The sequence below is a fragment of the Desulfovibrio sp. genome, from assembly GCA_016208105.1.
Taxonomy (GTDB): Bacteria; Desulfobacterota; Desulfovibrionia; order Desulfovibrionales; family Desulfovibrionaceae; genus Fundidesulfovibrio.
The window spans coordinates 77769-98393 of sequence record JACQYS010000027.1; the positions used below are offsets into that span (position 1 = coordinate 77769).

Annotated in this window: 22 protein-coding genes; 11 read left to right on the forward strand and 11 right to left on the reverse strand. The window is 58.5% G+C overall.

Annotated features, from left to right (window positions below; all coding sequences use genetic code 11):
* Positions 1 to 13 precede the first annotated feature (13 nt).
* The 3 genes from HY795_16925 to era form a co-directional block, all read right to left on the reverse strand.
* Positions 14 to 1816 (reverse strand): glycosyltransferase family 39 protein, encoded by a 1803-nt coding sequence (locus HY795_16925; GenBank protein ID MBI4806902.1) that lies wholly within the window; start codon positions 1814 to 1816, stop codon positions 14 to 16.
* A 15-nt stretch (positions 1817 to 1831) separates the two neighbouring features.
* Positions 1832 to 2710: an ATP phosphoribosyltransferase gene (locus tag HY795_16930; GenBank protein MBI4806903.1), complete on the reverse strand. Its 879-nt coding sequence runs from the start codon at positions 2708 to 2710 to the stop codon at positions 1832 to 1834.
* Between the two features lie 101 nt (positions 2711 to 2811).
* Positions 2812 to 3729, reverse strand: a complete 918-nt coding sequence (era, locus tag HY795_16935; GenBank protein MBI4806904.1) for a GTPase Era — start codon at positions 3727 to 3729, stop codon at positions 2812 to 2814.
* 88 nt (positions 3730 to 3817) lie between these two features.
* Here era and topA point away from each other — a divergent pair, with 88 nt between their 5' ends.
* On the forward strand, positions 3818 to 6067 hold the full coding sequence (gene topA / locus HY795_16940) for a type I DNA topoisomerase (GenBank protein MBI4806905.1): 2250 nt from the start codon (positions 3818 to 3820) through the stop codon (positions 6065 to 6067).
* Between the two features lie 113 nt (positions 6068 to 6180).
* Here the strand turns inward: topA and HY795_16945 are convergent, their stop codons facing one another.
* Both HY795_16945 and HY795_16950 read right to left on the reverse strand, forming a co-directional pair.
* Positions 6181 to 6606: a cyclic nucleotide-binding domain-containing protein gene (locus tag HY795_16945; protein ID MBI4806906.1), complete on the reverse strand. Its 426-nt coding sequence runs from the start codon at positions 6604 to 6606 to the stop codon at positions 6181 to 6183.
* A 142-nt stretch (positions 6607 to 6748) separates the two neighbouring features.
* Positions 6749 to 8512 (reverse strand): ABC transporter ATP-binding protein, encoded by a 1764-nt coding sequence (locus HY795_16950; protein ID MBI4806907.1) that lies wholly within the window; start codon positions 8510 to 8512, stop codon positions 6749 to 6751.
* 40 nt (positions 8513 to 8552) lie between these two features.
* On the opposite strand from HY795_16950, the gene HY795_16955 reads away from it, so the two are divergent.
* Positions 8553 to 8720, forward strand: a complete 168-nt coding sequence (locus tag HY795_16955; GenBank protein ID MBI4806908.1) for a rubredoxin — start codon at positions 8553 to 8555, stop codon at positions 8718 to 8720.
* Positions 8721 to 8863: 143 nt separating this feature from the next.
* Here HY795_16955 and HY795_16960 read toward each other — a convergent pair whose 3' ends face one another.
* Positions 8864 to 9715 carry a 4Fe-4S ferredoxin gene (locus tag HY795_16960; GenBank protein MBI4806909.1) on the reverse strand — a complete coding sequence of 284 codons (852 nt, stop codon included), beginning with the start codon at positions 9713 to 9715 and terminating at the stop codon, positions 8864 to 8866.
* A 142-nt stretch (positions 9716 to 9857) separates the two neighbouring features.
* Here HY795_16960 and HY795_16965 point away from each other — a divergent pair, with 142 nt between their 5' ends.
* The 7 genes from HY795_16965 to fliQ are packed head-to-tail and all read left to right on the forward strand — an operon-like array spanning position 9858 to position 14063.
* Positions 9858 to 10544 (forward strand): YggS family pyridoxal phosphate-dependent enzyme, encoded by a 687-nt coding sequence (locus HY795_16965; protein MBI4806910.1) that lies wholly within the window; start codon positions 9858 to 9860, stop codon positions 10542 to 10544.
* Between the two features lie 19 nt (positions 10545 to 10563).
* A complete protein-coding gene (locus HY795_16970) occupies positions 10564 to 11130 on the forward strand; it encodes a flagellar basal body-associated FliL family protein (GenBank protein MBI4806911.1) in 567 nt (188 codons plus the stop codon).
* A gap of 9 nt (positions 11131 to 11139) precedes the next feature.
* Positions 11140 to 12117: a flagellar motor switch protein FliM gene (gene fliM / locus HY795_16975; GenBank protein ID MBI4806912.1), complete on the forward strand. Its 978-nt coding sequence runs from the start codon at positions 11140 to 11142 to the stop codon at positions 12115 to 12117.
* A gap of 15 nt (positions 12118 to 12132) precedes the next feature.
* On the forward strand, positions 12133 to 12714 hold the full coding sequence (fliN, locus tag HY795_16980) for a flagellar motor switch protein FliN (GenBank protein MBI4806913.1): 582 nt from the start codon (positions 12133 to 12135) through the stop codon (positions 12712 to 12714).
* 34 nt (positions 12715 to 12748) lie between these two features.
* Positions 12749 to 13102 (forward strand): flagellar biosynthetic protein FliO, encoded by a 354-nt coding sequence (fliO, locus tag HY795_16985; protein ID MBI4806914.1) that lies wholly within the window; start codon positions 12749 to 12751, stop codon positions 13100 to 13102.
* Positions 13014 to 13775: a flagellar type III secretion system pore protein FliP gene (gene fliP, locus HY795_16990; GenBank protein MBI4806915.1), complete on the forward strand. Its 762-nt coding sequence runs from the start codon at positions 13014 to 13016 to the stop codon at positions 13773 to 13775. Before fliO ends, fliP begins: the two co-directional genes overlap by 89 nt.
* 18 nt (positions 13776 to 13793) lie before the next feature.
* Positions 13794 to 14063, forward strand: coding sequence for a flagellar biosynthesis protein FliQ (gene fliQ, locus HY795_16995; GenBank protein MBI4806916.1), 270 nt, complete (start codon positions 13794 to 13796; stop codon positions 14061 to 14063).
* A gap of 98 nt (positions 14064 to 14161) precedes the next feature.
* Here fliQ and HY795_17000 read toward each other — a convergent pair whose 3' ends face one another.
* Positions 14162 to 14419: a hypothetical protein gene (locus tag HY795_17000; protein MBI4806917.1), complete on the reverse strand. Its 258-nt coding sequence runs from the start codon at positions 14417 to 14419 to the stop codon at positions 14162 to 14164.
* 114 nt (positions 14420 to 14533) lie between these two features.
* On the opposite strand from HY795_17000, the gene HY795_17005 reads away from it, so the two are divergent.
* Entirely contained in the window at positions 14534 to 15190 is a 657-nt protein-coding gene (locus HY795_17005) for a TRIC cation channel family protein (GenBank protein MBI4806918.1), read from the forward strand.
* A 70-nt stretch (positions 15191 to 15260) separates the two neighbouring features.
* On the opposite strand, the gene HY795_17010 is transcribed toward HY795_17005, so the two are convergent.
* Entirely contained in the window at positions 15261 to 16076 is an 816-nt protein-coding gene (locus HY795_17010) for a sugar phosphate isomerase/epimerase (protein MBI4806919.1), read from the reverse strand.
* Positions 16077 to 16152: 76 nt separating this feature from the next.
* Here HY795_17010 and trxC point away from each other — a divergent pair, with 76 nt between their 5' ends.
* Entirely contained in the window at positions 16153 to 16587 is a 435-nt protein-coding gene (trxC, locus tag HY795_17015; protein ID MBI4806920.1) for a thioredoxin TrxC, read from the forward strand.
* 203 nt (positions 16588 to 16790) lie between these two features.
* Here trxC and HY795_17020 read toward each other — a convergent pair whose 3' ends face one another.
* Genes HY795_17020 through HY795_17030 form a run of 3 tightly spaced genes read right to left on the reverse strand, consistent with a single transcriptional unit; the run spans position 16791 to position 20616 of the window.
* Complete coding sequence (locus HY795_17020; protein MBI4806921.1) at positions 16791 to 18578, reverse strand: succinylglutamate desuccinylase/aspartoacylase family protein; 1788 nt, start codon at positions 18576 to 18578, stop codon at positions 16791 to 16793.
* Entirely contained in the window at positions 18523 to 19320 is a 798-nt protein-coding gene (locus HY795_17025; protein MBI4806922.1) for a hypothetical protein, read from the reverse strand. The genes HY795_17020 and HY795_17025 overlap by 56 nt, the downstream gene beginning before the upstream one ends.
* Positions 19321 to 20616 (reverse strand): L,D-transpeptidase family protein, encoded by a 1296-nt coding sequence (locus HY795_17030; GenBank protein ID MBI4806923.1) that lies wholly within the window; start codon positions 20614 to 20616, stop codon positions 19321 to 19323.
* Positions 20617 to 20625 lie beyond the last annotated feature (9 nt).

Genomic DNA, 20625 nt, shown 5'->3' on the forward strand with positions numbered 1-20625 from the left:
GGGGGAAAGCAAATTATTTTTCCGATACACTCTGGAGGCTAAAATCCAGAAATCGAACTCCATCCGTATCCTCACCAGTGAATGCCGAAAAACTCCCATCCCTGAAGAGTTCAAAACGGAGCGTCAGAAACCTGTAGGGACGATCACGGACAAGCTCTATCTTCTCGTGTCCTCGCATGTCGGGCCCTACGCTCTCGAATGAAAATGAATCCGCATAGGGTTCATCATCAAAACGGCACTGAACACCAAAGCGGTTTCCAGCGCGACGATTTGAATAGCCGAAATGAACGACTATTCTTTGCGGGACGTTTGAATAGTTCTCGAATGTGAACTCCGCAAATCCTGTTCGGCCCGCCTCGGTGGCTATTAGAATATCCTCAAGCACTGGCTGGCATGCGACATATTCCATGCGGTGGACATAAGTCATGAAATCATGAGGAGCAGCAGTGATCCTCTGTTTGAAAGGCAGGTTTATAAGGCTGATGACAGGTTCTCTGGTCAAAACTTCCTGCTGAGATCCAGTGTCTGAAGACTGCAATATCACAACCCCATCATGTGAAACCAGCCGTTGTGCTCGCAAGGGATTGGAAGTGGCAAACTGGTCCAGGTACCAGTTGAGGGGGCCTACCTCACCGTTTTGCTTGTACACATAGATGAGGCCAGGTTTATGTTTGCCAAGAATTCTTTGAGCTTTGTCTTTGTAGTCCCCACTATAACTGGCAGCAGAATAATAAGACTCCCGGACTGGAAAGAGGTACCATATCCCTCCGATTATTGCGAAAGCACACGCAAGCCAGGGGATGGCCCTCTCACCGGCCAGACTTCTAACCGCCTGGGTCTTCCAGATGAGAACTGGGGGGAGCAGAAACATCAGGTGCCATGGGTTGAAATAATCACTGTATCGAGCTGCGACTAAGGCCAGGAGAGGGAAAGTAAACCACCCCAAAGAGATGAATCCCAGCAACTTGTTTCGTTTGAATAGAGTTGAGGCACCAATTACGATTAATACAGCAAGCCCAAGACGAATATGCACTAGCGCATCTCGGAAAAAAAGCTCACCAAGCTTTTCTAAAGTCACACCGGCTACTTCCGGATAACCAGCGCCTCCGGCGATGGCCCTCTCGCGTTTAATAAGAGCTACGAAATACGGAATAACGCAGGCCACCCCCATTCCAGATACTAGGCAAAACAATAGAAACCTTGAAAATTTTATGCGTCCTCGCGCCCAAGCACACAGCATAATCAACCCTGCCCCGCCGACCGCCAATAAACCAGAAAAATGGAGCAAAACCGGCGGCCAGAGGGCAAAACCAGCCAGTAAAAAATCCTTGGCTTTTCCTTCCTTAATTGCGCGCCAGAGGAAAAAGAAACTCATGAAGCTGAACAAGAAGACAATGCTATAGGGGCGTAGCTGCCTGGAAAGTAAAACGTGCCACGGCTGCACTGCGGTGAGCGACGCAAGCAAAAGCCCCGAGCCTTCCGAGAGCATCTCCCTCCCGGCCCGCCAGGCAAACCATACCCCGGTCACTCCGAAAGCCACCTGGGGCAGGCGCAGCACGAAGTCTGAGAGCCCTGCGGTCATGACCAGCTTGGTGAGCAGATAGAACGTGGGAGGATGAAAATCCTCGGCCATTGATCGCTGAAAGATGGACCAAACAGGTAGTTTGGCCACCATGGCCACAAGGACTTCGTCAAACCACAAGGAGGGAACTTCCAGCTTCCACAACCTAAGGGCTGAGGCTACCAGAAGAACAAAAAGAAATACGCGCCCAAACCAAACCGTTTCGTATCCGTTGCTTTGGGCGCGTTTTATCATTTTGCGCGGTGGGAACTAAACAACCTTATTCAGCGAGTATTCGATGATCCCCTCGGCTCCAGCGTCCTTGAGCTTGGGGATAAGGTCACGCACCACTGACTCGGCCACAACAATCTCCACCGAGAGCCAGTCCGAGTTGAGCAGGTGGGCCACCGTGGGAGAATTCAGGCTCGGCAATTCGGCCAGGACCTTGTCCTTGGCGCCGTGGGGCACGTTCATCTTGAGCCCAACCAGCTTTTCGGCGCGCAGCGCGCCCTGGAGCATCATGATCATGTTCTCGATCTTGCGGCGCTTCCAGGGATCTGCCCAGGCCTCTTTGTTGGCGATAAACTGGGTGTTGGTCACCAGCACTTCGGCAATGATGCGCAGCCCGTGGGCCTTGATGGTGGTGCCGGTCTCGGTGACTTCGACGATGGCGTCGGCCAGGCCCTCGACCACCTTGGCCTCGGTGGCGCCCCAGGAAAACTCGACATCCACCTTGATGCCGGCCTGCTCGAAGTAGCGCTTGGTGTATCCCACCAATTCGGTGGCTATGCGCTTGCCGTTCAAATCCTCGGGGCGCTTGAAAGGGGAATCGCCAGCCACGGCCAGCACCCAGCGGGCCGGACGGGAGCTGACCTTGGAGTAGACAAGGTCGGTCACGATCACCACGTCGGACTGATTCTCGAGAATCCAGTCCTTGCCGGTAAGCCCGCAGTCCAAGAGGCCGGATTCGACGTAGCGGCTCATCTCCTGAGCGCGGCACATGGAGCAGGTGATCTCCTCGTCATCGATCTCAGGGAAATAGTTGCGGTGGTGTTCCTTGATTCTCCAGCCCGATTTCTCAAAGAGCTTGATGGTGGCGTCCTGGAGCGAACCCTTGGGGATTCCCAGCTTGAGCTTGGGAGAAGACATTGCGGCCTCCTAGTATATGGTCCCGAAATGCGGGATTATGTGAAAAAGTCGTGGACGGGCTTGGTAGCCCGCTTTGAAACGCTTGGCAAGCGGCGGTCTGGTTACGATCCGTGCTCCTCGCCCAATTCATTCAGGAAAAATTCGTCCTCTGTCCAGTCCTCGCGCACCTTCACGAAAAGCTCCAGATGCACGGGCGCTCCGGTCAGTTCCATGATCTCTTGCCTGGCCTGGGTTCCCACATCCTTGAGCACCTTGCCGCCCTTGCCGATCACCATCCCCTTGTGCCTGTCGCGCGAGACGTAGATCACCGCGCTCACGCGCGCGCCCTTGGCGGTTTCCTGCCAGTGTTCGATGGCCACAGCCGTATTATAGGGCAGTTCCTGGGTGAGCTTCAAAAAAAGCTTTTCGCGGATGATTTCCGACGCCAGAAAACGCATGGGCGCGGTGGTGAGTTCGTCACTGGAATAGACCGACTCGCCCTCGGGCAAATGCCCGGTCATGGCTTTCACCAGAGCGTCCAGGCCGCGCTCCTTGAGCGCGGACACCGGCACTATTTCGGAGCCGGGCCAAGCCTCGCCGAGACGGGCCATAACTGGCAATAAGCCCTTCATATCGGCCAGGGCGTCGGTCTTGTTGAGGGCAATGATCACAGGCAGACCGGAACGCTCCACCGGACGGGCGAGGAGCTTGATGTCTTTTTCCAGGATGTCTGGTTTGCGTGAATAGAACGGGGCATCCAGCACGATGACGATGGCCTGGGCCTGGGACAGGGCCTGCCAGGCGGCCTCGACCAGGCGGCTGTTGAGCTTCGAGCCGCGGGGGATGTGCACGCCCGGGGTGTCCAGCAGCACAATCTGGGCCTCGTCCGTGGTGAATATGCCAGCCAACCGGTTGCGGGTGGTCTGGGGTTTGGGGCTGACAATGGCCAGCTTTTGTCCGAGAAAAGCGTTCAACAACGTTGACTTGCCAGCGTTTGGCGGTCCGATCAGGGCCACGTGGCCGAAGCGGTGAGCATTCATAGAGTGGCCTCCTTTTTTATTGTATTTGGGCGACAAACGTCACCCGCCCCTTGCCTAACCTCTTGACGATGGCTATAGCCGCCCTGTCATGGCGAAAGACCTCATAATTGTCGAGTCCCCGGCTAAGGTAAAGACCATCAAGAAGTTTCTCGGAGACAAGTTCTACGTGGAAGCCTCTGTGGGACACGTCCGCGACCTGCCCCAGAAAAAGCTCGGCGTGGACGAAGCCAACGGCTTCGAACCCCAGTACGGCGTCATCCCGGGCAAACAAAAGGTCGTTGACCAGCTCCTCAAGGTGGCTGGCAAGGCAAAGACCATCTACCTTGCCCCTGACCCCGACCGCGAGGGCGAGGCCATCGCCTGGCACATTGCCGAGCTTCTCAAGGAAACCAATCCCAACATCGGGCGCATCCAGTTCAACGAGATCACGGCCAAGGCCGTGCGTGAAGCCCTTGACCACCCCAGCTCCATCGACGAGAAGCTCTTCGAGTCCCAGCAGGCCCGGCGTATCCTGGACCGGCTGGTGGGATACAAGATTTCCCCTCTCTTGTGGAGAAAGGTGCGCAAAGGCATCAGCGCCGGGCGCGTGCAGTCCGTGGCCCTCAAGATGGTTGTGGACCGCGAAAAGGAACGCCTGGCCTTTGTTCCCGAGGAATATTGGCTCTTCAAGGCGCGCCTGGATGCCGGGACGCCGCCGCCCTTCGATGCCGAACTCAGCAAACTCGGGGGCAAGAAGGCCCACATAGGAAGCGGCAAGGTTGCCACGAGCCTGGAAGAGGAACTGAAAGGCCAGCCTTTCCTGGTGAAGGATGTGGCCGAGAAGGAACGCCAGAAGTCCCCTCCTCCACCCTTCATCACCTCCACGTTGCAGCAGGCCGCCAACCAGCGGCTGGGCTACCCCGCCAAGAAGACCATGGGCGCGGCCCAGAAGCTCTACGAGGGTGTGGACCTGGGCGAACGTGGCACCACGGCGCTCATTACCTACATGCGTACCGACTCCACCCGCATTGCCGACGAAGCCCGTGATGCGGCGAAGGCCTACATTGTGGACTCCCTGGGGCAGGAATACTACCCGGAGAAGCCCAGAATTTTCAAAACCAAGTCCGGAGCCCAGGACGCCCACGAAGCCATCCGCCCGGTCGACGTGCACGTGACGCCCAAAGACGTGGCCGGTCTTCTGCCCAAGGACCAGTTCATGGTCTACAAGCTCATCTGGGAACGTTTCGTGGCCTCCCAGATGGCAGTGGCCAAGTTCTGGGACACCGCGGCCACCATCGTTGCGGGCCGTGCCGAATTCAAGGCCAAGGGGGAGCGCCTGCTCTTCCCCGGTTACCTGAAGGTCTACGGCCAGGACGCCGAGGAAGAGGGCGAGGGAGCCAAAAAGGCCCTGCCGCCACTCAAGAAGGGCCAGGACTTGAAGCTTTTGGAGATCAAGAAAGAGCAGAAATTCACCCAGCCCCCGGCGCGCTACACCGAGGCCTCCCTGGTACGCGAACTGGAAGAGAAGGGCATTGGTCGGCCCTCCACGTACGCGGCCATCATCTCCACCCTGCTGGACCGCGACTACGCTCGCCTGGAGGAAAAACACTTCGCTCCCACAGAGCTTGGCACTACGGTTTCAGACAAACTCTCCGAGCATTTCCAGACCATCATGGACGTGGGCTTCACCGCTGGCATGGAGGAGGCCCTGGATCTGGTGGCCGAAGGAAAGAAGGACTGGCACGTTCTTCTGTCCGAATTCACCAACGGCTTCTACCCGGCCCTGGAAAAGGCCTCCAAGGACATGGAAAAGCAGGTGATCGACTCTGGTCTGGCCTGCCCCAAGTGCGCCAAGCCCATGCAGGTGAAGTTCGGCCGCACCGGCGAGTTCCTGGCCTGCTCCGGCTACCCTGAGTGCAAGTCCACCTCGAACTTCACCCGCAACGAGGACGGCAAGTACCAGTTCGCTGAAAAGGCGGCCGAAGCTCCACCCGAAGTGGTGGGCACCTGCCCCGATTGCGGCAAGGATCTGTATTTAAAGAAAGCCCGCACAGGGAGCCGATTCATCGCCTGTTCCGGCTACCCCAAGTGCAAGCACACCCGCCCCTTCACCACGGGCGTCCCCTGCCCGCGCGAAGGCTGCGACGGGGAGCTGGTGGAGAAGAGTTCACGCTTCGGCAAGCTGTTCTACTCCTGCTCCAAATATCCCAACTGCGACCAGGCTGTCTGGGATTGGCCGGTGCAGGAAAAATGTCCGGAGTGCGATTCGCCTATTCTGGTGCGAAAGCAGTCGAAGCGGTACGGCGAGCACCTTGCCTGCCCTGTGAAGACGTGCAAGTATAGGAAGATACAGGAATGATTTCGGCCGCTAGCAGCTGATAAAAGGCCCGGCAGTTACGCTACTGCCGGGCCTTTTGTTTTATCTGCTCTGTTAAACGCTCCACCAGGGCGCGCACGCTCTCGTTTTAGACATCAGGTCAGAGTGATCTTCCGTGTTGTCTCAACAAACCGCTTGGTTGTGATGATGTAGAGGAATTTCATGATATTATAACGGATCTCGATCGGAACGCGATCAAGCACCGCCTTCTCGAACTCGAACAGGATAGCGTCTCCCATGGAGACGGCCGTGACAGTCCTGGCGATATTTAAAAACGGCCCTACCTCCCCGAATATGTCGCCGGGTCCCAATGTCGTCAGGACCTTGTTGTTGCGCGTGATCCGGATTTTTCCACCAAGAACTATGTATATCTTGTTGGCCGAGTCGCCGACACGGTAAACCACGCTTCCACTGCCAAGCTTCGCCCAATGGCCTTCATTGACGAACGCCTCAAGTGTCGCATCATCCGGGAAAGCGGAGAAGAACGGGATTTTGCGCAGCAGTTCGAGCTTGGGGATCATTGACTATCCTTGGTCGTGGCAGAATGTGCGTGGCTTATAAACATGCAACATACTGCCCTTGTTAAGTCAATCTCCCCTGCACGGGACTTCCTATTCGGGTTGAAAAAAACCTCACCCCTCGCGAGGTTGGAGAAGCAAATAATTACCCCCGCCCCTCCCCGCTCTGCACGGCCCACAGGCCGGCGTAAACACCTTTCTGGGCCAGCAGATCGTCATGGCGGCCGCGCTCCACGATCACGCCTTCCACCACCACGATGATCTCATCCGCAAGGCGCACGGTGGAGAGCCTATGAGCGACGGCCAGGGTCATGCGGTTCTGCCGGAAAGCATGCAGGTTGTGCTGGATGATGCCCTCGGTGCGGGTGTCCACGGCCGAGGTGGCCTCGTCCAGCACTAGGATGTCCGGGTTTCTCAGCACCGCCCGGGCGAGCGAAATACGCTGGCGCTGACCACCGGAAAGTTTCACCCCTCCCTCGCCGATGGGCGTGTCAAAACCCTGTGGCAGCTCCTTGATGAACTCAAGCGCGCCGGCGATACGTGCGGCATCCGCTAACGCCTGACCCGTAGCCTCCGGCGCTCCCAGGCGGATGTTTTCGGCCACGCTGCCGGCGAACAAAAACGCGTCCTGGGAAACATAGCCCATGTGGCGGCGCAGGCTTTCCAAGGTGAATTCCGAAATATCCCGCCCATTGAGTGCTATCCGTCCCGAGGCCGGCTCCAGATGGCGCAGCATGAGCTTCACCAGGGTGGATTTGCCAGCTCCCGTGGGCCCAACCACTCCGAGCACCTTGCCGCGCTCCATGGTGAAATCCACACCGTTTATGACTGGCTCGCGGTCCGGGTAGGCGAAGCGGACGTTCTCGAACCGGATCGCAAGGGGCGTCTCATCAAGGGGCACCGAACCTGGTTTGTCCGCAATAGCCGGCTTGAGCGACAGCACCCCCCAGATGCGAACGGCCGACGCCTCAGAGCGCTGGAACTGATTGATGAGCATGCCGAACACGAAAAGCGGCAGGATCATGCGGGTGGCCAGCAGGATGAAGGTGGCGTAGTCGCCAAGGGTCGGCCCGTTTCCGGAAAGGGTCAGCCAGCCGCCGCCCGCAATGAGCAGGGCGAAGGCCGCTCCGGCCACGCAGTAGAGCACAGGAATAAAGCGCGCCCTGGCCAGGGCTGCGCCCACGGCCTCATCCCTGTAGCGAGCAGACTGCACATCCACCCTTCGGGCCTGGTCCTCCTCGGCCGTGAAGGCCTGAATCACGCCCATGCCCCGCAGGTTGTTGCCGATGATGGCCGCCACTTGGCCCACGGCCTTTCGGGCCTCGCGGTAGCGCGGCCGGATACGCGTTGAAAAGGTGCGCACCGCGGCGAAGGCCACAGGCATGGGAGCCAGAAGCAGGAGCGCCAGGCGCCAATCGATCCAGAAAAGAACCGCGAAGGTTCCCACGAAAGTGATCACCAGGCGAATCGAAGAGGTGGTGGAATCGGAGAGGAAGGTCTCCAGGGTGTCCACGTCCGAGGAGACCACATTCAAGAGATCCCCGGACTGGCGTTCCTCGAAAAAATGCATATCTTGCCGCTGCAGGTGGCGGTAGAGCGCGTTCCTCAAATCGTGGCGCACGTGCTGAGCCATGGAGTCCAGAGCGTAGTCGCTCACTGATTGAAACGCGGCAAGGCAGACGAAGGCAACGAGCACCCCGCCCCCGTAGAGGAGCAGGGTGTCCAGCCCCGGGGCCAGGCCTGACTTGGCGGCTGTGATGGCATCCACGGCCCGTCCCACCAGGATCATGGGTATCAGGTCGCAGGCCCGGGCCGCGGCATTGCTGATAAGGCCCAGAAAAAAACGTTTGCGGTACGGGGCCACGAAAGACAGGAGTTTGGGCAGGACCCAGCTTGAAGCGATGCGCATTTGTTCCGTATAGCGCAACCCACGAGGGAGGAAAATACCGATGGAAGACAGATACGTTTGCCTGCTGTGCGGCTACACCTACGACCCCAAGCGGGGCGACGAAAAGGGCGGCATCAAGCCCGGCACCCCTGGGGACAAGCTCCCCGTTGATTGGTGCTGTCCCCTGTGCCGGACGGACCAGACCAATTTCGCCAGGAAAGGCGAGTAGCCTACGACTCGCACCCGCAATCCCGCTACTCGGGGTTTTGTACTTGCTAAGTCGCCAAGCTTCTGCATTGACGGGCCACCCGCTCGGTGTTTCAGGACACAAATCCGCTGAAAAGGGCGCGCACTTTCACCTGAATGATGTTTTCACCGCCTGGGAGCAGTCGGGTTGCGTGCCTCACACGGCGTACCGACCTGGCACAATCCGCAGCTGTTCACCGGAAATCCCAGCTGCTCGCGCTCGACAAATCCCGCCGTCACTCCTCGGATGTAGTCCTTGCATTTTATTTTGTCGTGACCGGCTTCAGTGATGGCCCCGGCCGGGCAGCGCTTGATGCAGCCCCGGCAGACGCCCTTGGCGGCACGCAGACACCATTGGTTGTGGGCGATATAGGGCCTGGGTGTTGGTGAAAGCACGGTTTTGGCCACAACAGACCCAACTCGCACCGCTTTGCCAGCCGGGGTGATCAGCCCGTCCGACAGGCCGAATGTGCCCAAGCCGCAGGCGTGAGCCGCGTGCCGCTCGGACCAGTTCGACGCGAACCCGAACCGTTCTGACATGGCCCGCCCCCACTGGGGGAGAAGCGTCGGTGCAATCGCGGCAACACCACGCTCAGCCAGCAGTTCAATCATGAACCTCCGCAGGTTCTCGTTCACCATCTCCCCGTAGTGACGCGCCCGGCTCCACTCGATGCTCGGCATATCACGAGCCTTTCGGTGCGCTGCGCGTGTGTGTGCGGTTTGGGGCAGCACCCAGGCGATAACCGTAAGTTCTTCAGCGCGAACATCTTCCTCGGGATAGGCCAAGGAGTAGGCTTCTTGCGGCGTCCAGTAGAACTCCGGCCCGATGTCCCTCTTCAACAATGCAAACAGCGGATCCGCACCTGAGGCGCACCCAAGCAGGGGCGTATCAAAGGCTGGCAGGTCCGATCCAGGCTCAATGGAGTTGTTGTCCCTCTCGGACATCCAGGAAACCACTTTCTCTGCGATCAGGTGCATGGGTTACTCCCTTCTTGGCAACAGGATAGCCCACCGCCATTTTCAATTCAAACCCTCCCGGAACGATTGCCGGCTTTGGGTCTGCCCTCCCCCATTTTCCATCAGCTACTATTGTGTTACCGCATGGGCCATGCCGGAGATGATGAACGCGAGAATACGCCTGGATCAGGTTCGTAAACGCATAGCGCGCGCCTGTGCCCGGGTCGGCCGGAACCCGGCGGATGTGACCCTGGTGGCCGTGTCCAAGACCCACCCCCCCCAGGACGTGGCCGCTCTTAATCAGGCGGGACAGGCGGTGTTCGCGGAGTCGTACGTCCAGGAGGCTTTGCCCAAGATGGACGCTCTGGCGGATCTTCATGTCCGCTGGCACTTCATTGGCCGGTTGCAGAAAAACAAGGTGAAGTACGTAGCAGGGCGATTCGATTTGATTCATTCCATTGATTCAATTGAACTGGCCCGGATGTTGCATAAAAAATGCGCGGCTCGTGGGATAATCCAGCCTGTGCTGGTGCAGGTCAATCTTGCCTGCGAAACCCAGAAAGCCGGCTGTTCCCTGGAAGGTACGCTGCCCTTGGCGCAGGAAGTGCGCGGGCTGTCCGGGCTGAAACTCGAGGGGCTCATGCTTTTGCCCCCCTGGGATGAAGACCCGGAGGCCAATCGAAGCCTCTTCGCCCAGGCAGCCAAGCTCAAACATGAGCTTGCGGACCGCCTTGGCCAGGCCCTGCCCGTTCTTTCCATGGGCATGTCCCACGACCTGGAGCAGGCCGTGGAGGAAGGCGCCACCATGGTGCGGGTGGGCACGGACCTTTTCGGGGAAAGAAACCGCTGACGCGAACAAGGAGCCGAGGATGGCCGATCTTGAAGAAGAAGATGGCGCACAGCCAAAAAAGAAGAAAGGCAAACTCCTTATCATCATCCTTCTGGTGGTGGTTCTCGCTGCCTTGGGCGGCGGCGGATACTTCGCATACCTGAAGTTCTTCAAGGCCCCTCCGCCTGAGAGCACAGAAGAACAAGCCCCGCCTGAGGGAGCTAAGAAGGAAGAGAAGAAAGAGGAAAAGAAGGAAGAGAAGAAGAAGGAAGAGAAGAAGGATGAGAAGAAAAAAGACGAGAAAAAACCCGTTACTTCCATCCAAAATATCGTCACGAACTTGGCCGATCCAGGCGGCAAGCGCTATGTCCGCCTTTCCGTGGAATTCGACTTCAAGGACGAGCATACGGCCGCGGAGTTCGCCGAAAAATACCAGGCCCGGGTCAAGGACGCCATTCTGACCCTTCTCTGGTCCAAGACCAGCGAAGAACTTTCCAACGTGGACGGAATGATCGCCTTCCGCACCGAGCTGCAGAACCGGGTGAACCAGATCATGGGGCCTGGCATGGTGAAACAGGTGTTCATCACCGACAGGGTGATCCAGTAGGGACAGGACATGAGTAAAATCCTGAGCCAGGACGAGGTCGACACCCTACTTCGGGGACTGACCGGCGGCGAAGTTGAGGCCGAGTCTGAAATCCTGGAGGACGATTCGGGCATAGTGCCCTTTGACCTCTCCAACCAGGACCGCATCATCCGCGGGCGAATGCCCGTCCTTGAGATAATAAACGACCGTTTTTCACGTCTGGCCACCAATGCCATGGCCAATGCCATGCGCAAACGCGTGGACGTGAACCCCATCTCCATCGACATGTCCAAATTCGGCGACTTCATGCGGAGCCTGCCGGTGCCGACCTCGATAAACATCTTCAAGCTCGACCCCCTGCGCGGCAATGCCATCCTGGTTGTGGATTCGCGCCTGGTGTTCGCCCTGGTGGAAAATTTCTTCGGCGGGGCTGGCAGTCAGCCAAAGGTCGAGGGCCGGGACTTCACACCCATCGAGCAGGCCATCATTTCCAAGGTGGTCAGGATCGCCCTGGCCAACCTCGAAGACGCCTGGAGGCCCGTGCACGAGGTGCACGTGGAGCTTATCCGCTCCGAGATAAACCCCCAGTTCGCGGCCATCGTGCCCCCTTCCGACGTGGTGGTCGTGGTCACCTTCGAGGTGGAGCTGGAGAACGCCATCGGCTCCATGATCGCCTGCCTGCCCTACGCCACCATCGAACCCATTCGTTCAAAACTCTACGCCTCCTTCCAGTCCGAGCGACTGGAAGTGGACCATGCCTGGATAAGCCGCTTCAAGGAGCGGCTTATGGAAACCCCTGTGGAAGTTGTGGTGGAGTTCGGCAAGTCCCAGCTTTCCGGGCGCCAGCTTCTCTCTCTCAAAGAGGGGGACATCATCCTGCTGGACACGGACGTGGAAGCCCTTTTAAAGGCCGAGGTGCAGGGCGTGAAAAAATTCTGGGGAATCCCGGGCAACGTGAAATCCAACAAAGCCTTCCAGGTTATCCGGGAAGAGGAAACCCATTTCTAAGGGGAGGTGGCTGACATGGCCCCCGACGACATCGACCAAGACCAATTAGCCGCGGAATGGGCCGCTGCCCTGGAAGACGACACTGACGGAGGAGGCGGCGACCCCTTCGAGCAAGCCCTCGGTGCTGTCGGCGGTGGTGATGCCGCCCCTGCCGCAGGCGGCGACGCCGGTGCGGGAGACGAGGCCCTGGCGGAACAGTGGGCCGCTGCCCTGGCTGGCGAAGAAGAGACCTCTGTTAAGCGCGAACGCGAGCAGGCTCAGCTGTCAGCCAAAAGCCGCGAGGCATCGTTCAAGGATTTGACGCAGGAGGCCAAAGTCCCCCGTGCTGAATCCGGCCGGCGCGACCTGGACTTCATACTGGACATCCCCCTGGACGTATCCGCCGAACTGGGGCGCACCAAGCTTTTGATCAACGAGCTTTTGCAGCTGGGCCAAGGTTCGGTCATCGAGCTCAACAAGCTGGCTGGCGAACCGCTTGAAATCTACGTCAACGGCAAGCTGGTGGCCAGAGGCGAGGCCGTAGTCATAAACGAAAAATTCGGTGTGCGCCTGACAGATATCATCAGCCCCATCGAAAGGGTGAAGCAGCTTGGCTGATGTAACGGCCCCCCTCACCACTCCGCCCCCCTCCATGAGCATGGGAGGCGCGGCGATTCAGATGGCCGTGGCCCTCCTGCTCATTCTGGTTGTCATTTTGCTGGCGTACTGGATGCTCAGGCGTTTCGGGCCCCGCTTCGGCCTGGGCGCCCCCGCCAAGTCGCGCGGGCTGCGGGTGGAGAGCTACCTCACCCTGGGACCCCGGAAAAACATTATGGTGGTCCGCTTCTTGAATAGGCTTTTGGTGCTCGGGGTCACTGACCAGAGCATCAATCTCCTCACAGAGGTGGACGCATCCGATGAAAACAAGGATTTCCAAGCCGTTCTTGATGACGCTGGCCGCCGGGCTGACGGTCCTGGCTCTTCCGGCCCTGGCGCTGGCGGCTGAGCCCACCCTCACGCTCAATCTGGCCGCCGGGCAGCATCAGCCCGAAAAGGTCAGCCTCCTTATCGAAATCCTGTTCCTGCTCACGGTGCTCTCCCTTGCACCGTCGATTATCCTGTGCGTCACCTCGTTCACCCGCATCATCGTGGTCTTCTCCTTTCTGCGCCAGGCCATGGGAACCGGGCAGATGCCTCCCAACCAGATACTGGCCAGCCTGGCCATCTTCATGAGCGTGGTCATCATGTACCCCACTGGAAAGGCCATCTACGACCAGGCATTGAACCCTTACATGGAAGAGAAGATCGGGTTTTCGGAGGCCCTTAAAAAAGCCGACGCCCCCATGCGCGAATTCCTCTTCAAGCACACCCGGGAAAAGGACCTGTCCATATTCTACACCATCACCAAGATGGAGCAGCCCAAGACCAAGGACGACGTGCCCACTGTCATGCTGGCCTCAGCCTTCATGATAAGCGAATTAAAGACCGGCTTCACCATCGGTTTCCTGGTGTACATCCCCTTCCTGGTCCTGGACATGGTGGTATCAAGCGTGCTTTTGGCCATGGGCATGATGATGCTGCCGCCTGCCATGGTGTCCATGCCCTTCAAGCTTTTGCTCTTCGTGATGGTGGACGGCTGGAGCCTCATGACCGCCTCGCTCGTCAACAGCTTCGTCTAACATGAGGAAGATACACCCATGACCCCCGAAGTCGTCATCGGATTCGCCCGCTCCGCCATCGAGACCACCCTCTTGCTTTCCATGCCCCTCTTGGTGGTGAGCCTGGTCGTGGGCGTGGTGCTTTCAATCCTTCAAGCCGCCACTCAGATTCAGGACGCCACCCTGACCTTTGTGCCAAAAATCGTGGCCATGTTTCTCGCGCTCATCATCGCCTTCCCGTGGCTTATGGACAAAATGGTCTCCTTTACCCGCGACCTGATGCTCAATCTCCCCCAGTACATCCGCTGAAACGAAGAGCGGCCCGCTAGGGCGAGAACCCCGCGGGCCGCTACGATCACCCCTGGCAGGAGGATGGATCGGCTTGTCAGGACACGACGCTAATTGTCTTACTTCTTGGCGTACTCCGTGTCGTTGTAGAACGATTCGCCGGTTCCGGCCTTCACCCATTTGAGTGTCGCACCGTTCTTTGCCGCGAACGCCTCGCCCAAAAGCTTCAAGAGGCCCAGTTCACCCGGGCTGCCAGTAGCCAGGGTGAAGACGTTGGGGCCTGTGCCATATGTCTGGGCTACCGTAACCTCAGCGAGCCCGAAGTTCGTGATGGCCAGCAGAGTCAACACGGTGGCCAGAATTCTCTTCGCGAACATGAGGTGACCCTAGCCATGTCAATTTTGACAAAACGCTAGCCGATCGTCACATACCCGTCAAAATCCGGCTCATGGGCTTTGCCTTACCGCCATTTCAATGTACCTATCCCATGCATGGACACCCAACCCTTCCAACTGCCGATCTTTCTGGATCTGGCCGCTGTATTCCTCATGGCCCTGACCGGGGTCATCGAGGCCATCCGGCGTCAGTACGACATCATCGGCCTGTGCGTGCTGGCCCTGGCCACAGGCGTGGGCGGCGCACTCATACGCGACGGAATCTTCCTGCAGAACGGCATTCCGGCAGTACTTCTGGACGACCGGTATCTTCTGGGTGTGGCCGCTGCCGCTGTTCTCGGCCTGGCATTCGGGACCAGGGCGGTTATTTCAGAGCGACTGATCGCCCTTGTGGATGCCCTGGCCCTCGGGGCCTACGCGGTGGTGGGAGTGGAGAAAACCTTGGCCCTGGGCCTGGGATTTGTACCTGCTGTGCTGGTGGGGGTGGTGAACGCCTGCGGCGGAGGCGTGCTGCGCGACCTGTTCATCGGAGAAAAGCCCATGGTCTTCAAGCCCGGGCAGTTCTATGCGTTCGCAGCGCTCATCGGCTGCATACTCTACGTGCCCCTGCGCCGCCATACCGACTTTCCGCCCCTGGCCGTGGCTTTGATAGCCATTGCCGTCACGTTCGGGCTTCGGGTCCTGGCCATCACCCTCAACTGGAGCACAACTCCGGTTGGAGAAAAGGGGATTCTTCGCCGGCGGCGGCGCTAGTCAGCACAGAACTCGAGAGGCCAAGAGCAGTACACGCGCCATGAATACTGTTGCTTCGCAAGGTTACTACTCAGCGCTCCACCCCCAGCCTCTTGAACCAATCCGGGCGCTTGCCAACGAATTCCATTGCTGCTTCAAAGGCCTCGTCCGTGTGTGGCTCGAACGTGACTGATGGTTTGAGTCCACGCTTTTCGAGGCCCACAAAAAAATCATCCCAGGGTATCTCCCCCTGCCCCAGCCCCATGTGCTGGTCGAAACTGCCGTCATTGTCGTGCAGGTGCAGATGGCCAAGCAGCGGGGCGAAAGTATCAAGCCAGTGATCAAGGTTTTGCAGCCTGTGCCCGCCTGAAAAGCTGAACCAGTGCCCCATGTCCAAACACAGGCCAACACGTTGGCCGTGGGTCTCGCGGAGCTTTTCCACCACCCCAGCCACCGTGGCCGGGTCTGGTTCGAACGTGTTCTCCAGGTAGAGCGGGGGGTGTTCCGGCCAGGCTGCCAGCGTGGCTTTCCAGGTTTCCAGGGCCCGCTCCCTCCAGAGGGGATAGGTGTTCATGTACAGCAAGTGGTCATAGCGGACATGCCCGATCATATGGGCCGGTTCATAAATTCTGGCCACTTCCATGGCCCGGCATAACCGCTCCTGGCAGGCGGCCCGAATCAGATTGTCCGCGCTCCCGGGCTGGAGATCGAAGAAGGGCAGGTGCAGCGACGCAGTGAGGTTTGCTTCCTTGAAACGCTGCGCCATACCCCGGTGCCAGTTCAGGTCAACCATGTCCATAAGCACAGGGTCCAAGCCAAGCTCCGGGTTTACCCCGCGCTTCAAGAACGTATCTAGAACCTCAGGTTTCTTGAATGCGGTGCGCAGATTCAAGTTTACGAAAAACATGGCCGCTCCTGTCGACAAACGTTAAAAAAGAAATATTATGGGGTCTTGAACCATGAATTCAACCATGGAGCACTTCATGTCCGATACATTAAAGATCACCTGTCCCCACTGCCATACCCGCAACCGTGTCGTATCCGGCAAAGAACTCCAGGCCACATGCGGGAAATGCGGCAAACCGCTTTTCACTGGAAAATCCGTAGAGCTCACCGAGGCCACTTTCGCCAAGCACGTGCTGGAAACCGACGTCCCCCTGCTGGTGGATTTCTGGGCTCCCTGGTGCGGCCCGTGCAGGTCTATGGCGAACGCCTTCGAGGAAGTGGCCCGGAGACTGGAGCCGGAAATCCGTGCTGCCAAGGTAAACACAGAGAACGAGCAGATTCTGGCCGCCCAAATGGGCATCAAAAGCATACCCACCTTGATTCTATTCAAGAACGGCAAGGCGGTGGACTCCATTTCAGGAGCCCTGGACGCCAACAACCTGGAGAGTTGGGCCAGATCCCGAGCCATGTAAGGGGAGCTGTGGCGTGCTTTGCGCCGGCATAGCCCGCAGGAGGAACTCATGCTTGGCGGAAGATTGACCGGTTTCTCAGTCCTGGCATTTGTACCTGCCATGTCCGCCCACCCAGCCCCTCTCTGTAAACAATAAAAATCCCGGCGTGGCGTCATGCCAGGCCGGGATCAATCAGTTGCCTCACCTGACCAGATCTGCCCAGTTCACTGACCGAGGGAACCAGCAGCCTCCGTTGTCATGGACAGGGCCACCCGTCCGGACACGGGCATCTTGCCCATTTCTGAGAATGTGGTGGCTTGACGCAAAACGAGTTCATCCTTTTCGGTTACAGCGAAACTCTGCCCGGGGTTCACTGGTGTTTTCCCGGCGAAAAGCTGAACCATTCCCGCTGGACCATTTCCCCGCACATCCTTCAAAACATAGCGCCCCGCAGGCAGCAGGAGCTGTTTCCCCGGAGCCCAGGCCAGGGTCATCTCCTTGCCGTCTCCGGCTTCGACCACCAGCGACTGGACTTCCCGGGGCCTGACCCGGATGGAGAATTTAGCGGCAGGCTCCCTGTGCGTCTCGCGCACCACTTCGCAGAGGAAGTCGCCATTCTCAATAACTTTTATGAATTTTGGGATAAAGCTCTTGGGATCGAGAATGATTTCCTGTCCGGCATCCTGGCCGTCGTTCTTGCCCACGCGGCTCACGTAGCCCTTGAGATTGAGAACCTCGTCCTTCTTGCTGCCCCAGACACCTTCGAGCACAAGCTGGTCGCCCTGCACGGCTTCAAGCGTTCCGCCAGACGGGATCACCTTCAATTCGCCACCGAGCCAGCAGACGAACTTTGGCGGCCCCGAGGCTTCCGCCGCTGGCCAGTTGCCCGTCCACTCCAGCGTGGCCTTGGCCAAAAGGACACCGTCGGCCCGAACGTCCAGGGTTTGGAAAGGCGACAACGGCAGGCGGGGTGCCTTGGCCAGATTAAAGCCCGGCCGGTCCGATGCGAATACCGCGGTAACCGGGTTCATGGCGGTCAGGCCGCTGGGAAACTCGCAGCGAACGTCCAGGGGCGTACCCGGAGCGAGCTTGATCTTCTGTCTGTCCGAAATAACTTCCCGACCGTTGACCACAACCTTGAGCTCTTTGGCCGGATAGGCCTTCATGTCCTCTGGAGTCAGCCTCGGGACGTCGAGCTCCACGCCGAACTGACGCAGAAATAACGTGGTGGCTTTCAGCTGTTGCGCCACCTTCCAGGACAGGTCGGGAATATTCTTGCTCACCTCGATGGCCACGGCCGGGATGCCCACGTTGGCCAGGGCGTAATACGTGAGCGACTTGCGCTGTTCCAAATACTTCGAGCGGTCGTTGAAGGTGTCCATGTTGAAGAGTTGGAAGGCAAATTCCTTGGGGGCAATTCCATCGTTGAGCTTGGACAGAACCTGGCGGGCCAGGCGCTCCAGATGAACCAAGCGTTTGTAGTCGGTGGCGTCGATGATCACGGACTGCCCGTAGCGGTGGGGTCCGCGAAGATCGCTCTTGCGTACGGGATCATAGAATCCCGATCCCTCGTGCAAATGAACCAGGGCCTGGCTCTGGGACACGAGGAAGCGGATGAGTCGCGCCAGCCTGTCCTCGTAAAATTCGTTGTAGTCTTTGTCGAAGCGTCGGTTCAGGTCCACGTTAATGGCCCGCTTGCGCTCGTGAATGGATGGGGGATTGGCCCTGGGTACGATGATCACCGTCCCCTTGGTCACCTTGGCCCTGGTGAGAAGCTGCGCGGTAATGAATCCACCGGATTCGTCGCCCTGGATGCCGCCCTGCACCATGACTGTGGGCCCGGGTTTTTCTCCTTTGAGAAAATGCACGTCCAAAGCGTATTGGGTGCCGGGGAAAAAGGTGTGGACCTCGCCCAGAGCCGGCTGTGCGGCCAGAACGAGCAGCAGAAGGACCAGGCTACTGAGCCTGGGCAAGCGGATAGGTCTCGCTGAAGATGGTTTTTCCTGAAGCATTTGACAACACCAACCTGAAGCCGAAAACATTGCCGGGCTCGACACCCTGGGGAAGCGGGGCCTGGGACGATACCTGTTTGAAGCGCTGGATGGAAAAGCCCAAGTCTTCCTTGCCTGTCTGGACGGAGACTACGCTTCCATCACGGGTGACTACCACCAGCTGCCCATTTCCGGAAAGGGCCTGCGGCATGAGATTGGAAAGATCAAAGCCATATTGCACGGACTTCGCATCCACTTTGGCCCGGAAGTTCTCCACGCCAACTTGGCCCAGGTCAACCTTGCCCATAACATCGGCCAGATCGAAGCCAGCAGGCTTCTCCCGTTCAGGAGGAGGCCCATTTTTGATGGCATCCTTCGTTGCCGGTGCATCCTTTGAATCTTTGCCACCCTTCGTCCCTGCCTGAACCTGGGGCTTGGCTGCGGGGGTCTCTATGCCCAAACCTCCCATGAGCTGGGAAAGTTCAGTGGGATCGGAAGTCTGGAGAAGTTTTTCGATATTTTGGAGACGCTCGAGCTTCAGAAGCGTCTCGGAAAGCCGTTTCTCAACCTCACGCTTGTCGTTCTGCATCTCCTGGGAGCGGCGCCAGAACTCGTAGGCCGCAAACAAACCGCCAGCGGCACAAAGCACGACAAATACGAGAAAATACGTGACGGCGCGAATCCACCCCGGCCTCAAGCGCAAACGCTTGGCCGGCTGCTCATCCCTGAACCAGATGAGATTAAGCTTGCTCAGATCCGCCATCTATATTTTGCTCCAATCTTCATCCAGAATGGTCCAGCCATCACCCGTCGGCCCGAAAACCATCCGCTTTCTTCCCTTGTCGGTGTTTCCGTCCTTGCTGGCGTATTCCTGAATGAACTCGACCTTCACCCCGTCCTGAGCCAGGGAGAACTTCATGTCGCGAATGACCACTTTCTTGGGGGCTTTGTTGCCAGCCCAGAGCTGCTGCTTCTGTTCGCGTATGGAGGCCTTGCCCTTGCGGTCACCCTGAGTGGCGTTCTCGCCGTAAAACTGGATGTACTCGCTCAGTTTGCCCTTTTCCCAAGCTTGGCGCCAGGCTTCAACCGATTTGCTCACGTCGTCACGGACGCGTGACAGGTATTTGCCCTCCAGGCCAAGCGAGGTCTCGTCAAAATCCATTCCCACGATAACCAGCCGGCCCTGCTCGTTGCGCTGCCAGTACAAGCGCTTGATGCCCTCGCTGGTAAGGGTCGGGGAACGATAGAGCTGGCCGAAATAGGTGACCCAGTAGTCCGGACCTTGCACGGCCCGTACGTCCTCGATCAGCACATGAATCCAAGGCAGCTTGGCAAAGAGCTGGCGCTTGTGACCGCGATAGTTCTCAAAAGGCTCGCCGGAAGCGATGGCGAATTTGTTCGCGTCGTGGAAAGCGAAAAAATCTTCAGACTTGCGCGACCAGGCCTTGGCCCATTCCAGGGTGGCGGCGACAACTTCCTGGGCTTCCTTGGAGGCGGTTGGTGTGTCTTTGGCCCAATGAACCTCGTTGGCAATGACCACCGGGAGGATACGCTTGGTGAGCTGCGGGTCAAGCTCCTTGATGTCAGGATTATTGAGCGCCACGCAGCCACGGCTCTCATTGGGGGTGATGGGCCTGCCCCGGCCATGGATCCATATGCCGGAGCCCTTGCGCCCGTTTATGACATCAATGGGGTTGGGATAGTTGAGAGTAAAGGCCAGGTCGCCATAGAGGCCGAAATCGAGCCCACCCCCGATACGCTCCTTGATGAAGTACACTCCCTCGGGAGTCTTCAAGTCGCCCTCGCGCCATTTGGTGCCAGGTTCCTGGCCCGTGGTGCACGGCAGCTGCTTTATGGGCTGCAGAGGGCTTTTCTGCTCGAAAAACCAGAAGGTCTGGGAAGACTTGTCCACCGCCAGAAACCTCTGCGGGCCGTAGGGATCGGCCTTGAGATCGACGGTCCACCCCTCTCCGGCAGCGAATGCCGGGGCAAAGGACAAGCAAAGCAATGCGGCGACAACGAAACCGAGTGTGGATGATTTGGCGTTTGGCGCAGCCACGGTCTGGCT